This window comes from Polluticoccus soli (genome assembly GCF_029269745.1).
Taxonomy (GTDB): domain Bacteria; phylum Bacteroidota; class Bacteroidia; order Chitinophagales; family Chitinophagaceae; genus Polluticoccus; species Polluticoccus soli.
Map to the genome: position 1 here is coordinate 1 of NZ_JARJHT010000004.1, position 1,689 is coordinate 1,689.

At 52.4% G+C, this 1,689-nt stretch carries 1 protein-coding gene; it reads left to right on the forward strand.

All coding sequences use genetic code 11. The annotated features are described in order from the left end of the window. A partial coding sequence (locus P2W83_RS18635) for a cadherin-like domain-containing protein (protein ID WP_276135296.1) occupies positions 1 to 1,689 on the forward strand: 1,689 nt, incomplete at both ends.

The following is a 1,689-nucleotide window of genomic DNA, read 5'->3' on the forward strand; positions in this document are numbered from 1 at the left end:
TGAACGACACCACTACCACCAATGAGGACACACCTGTCACCATACCCGTCCTGGCCAACGACAGCGATCCTGATAATCCGCTGGGTATTCCGATCGTCGGTACACCTCCGTCAAACGGTACCGTGATCGTCAATGCAGACAGCACCATCACCTACATCCCTGATCCAAACTTTAACGGTACAGATTCATTTACCTATTCGATCTGCGACGGCGGTACGCCTAACCTCTGCGATACAGCCACCGTATTCATCACCATCGATCCGGTGAACGATCCTCCTGTAGCCGTGGACGACACGGCTACTACTAGTGAGGATACACCGGTGAATATACCCGTGGTAAAGAACGACGGCGATCCTGATAATCCGCTGGGTATTCCGACTGTGGGTACACCTCCTGCAAACGGAACTGTGGTAGTAAATGCAGACAGCACGATCACCTACATCCCTGATCCGAATTTTAACGGCACGGACTCCTTTACCTATTCGATCTGCGATGGCGGTACACCTAACCTCTGCGATACAGCCACCGTATACATCACCATCGATCCTGTGAACGATCCTCCTGTGGCGGTGGACGACTCGGCTACCACTAACGAGGACACAGATGTGACCATACCCGTCCTGGCTAACGATAGCGATCCTGACAGCCCGCTGGGTATCCCGTCAATAAATACACCTCCTGCAAACGGCTCGGTGGTAGTGAATGCGGACAGCAGCATCACCTACACACCTGATCCGAACTTTAACGGCACAGATTCTTTCACCTATGCGATCTGCGATGGCGGTACACCTAACCTCTGCGATACAGCCACCGTATACATCACCATCGATCCGGTGAATGATCCTCCTGTAGCCGTGGATGATACTGCCACCACCAATGAGGATACACCGGTGAACATACCTGTGGTAAAGAACGACAGCGATCCTGACAGTCCGTTAGGTATTCCGACCGTGGGTACACCTCCTGTAAACGGCTCGGTGGTAGTCAATGCAGACAGCACCATCACCTACATCCCTGATCCGAACTTTAACGGCACAGACTCATTTACCTATTCGATCTGCGATGGTGGTACGCCTAACCTCTGCGATACAGCCACCGTATACATCACCATCGATCCTGTGAATGATCCTCCTGTAGCAGTGGACGACACTGCCACCACTAGTGAGGATACACCGGTGAACATACCTGTGGTAAAGAACGACAGCGATCCTGACAATCCGTTAGGTATTCCGACTGTGGGTACACCTCCTGTAAACGGTAGCGTGGTCGTCAATGCAGACAGCACCATCACCTACATCCCTGATCCGAACTTTAACGGCACAGATTCTTTCACCTATTCGATCTGCGACGGCGGTACACCTAACCTCTGCGATACAGCTACCGTATTCATCACCATCGATCCGGTGAACGATCCGCCTGTAGCGGTAAACGACACCACTACCACCAATGAGGACACACCTGTCACCATACCCGTCCTGGCCAACGACAGCGATCCTGACAGTCCGTTAGGTATTCCGACGGTGGGTACACCTCCTGTAAACGGCTCGGTGGTCGTCAATGCAGACAGCACCATCACCTACATCCCTGATCCGAACTTTAACGGCACAGATTCATTTACCTATGCGATCTGTGATGGCGGTACGCCTATCCTCTGCGATACTGCCATCGTATACATCACCATCGATCCTG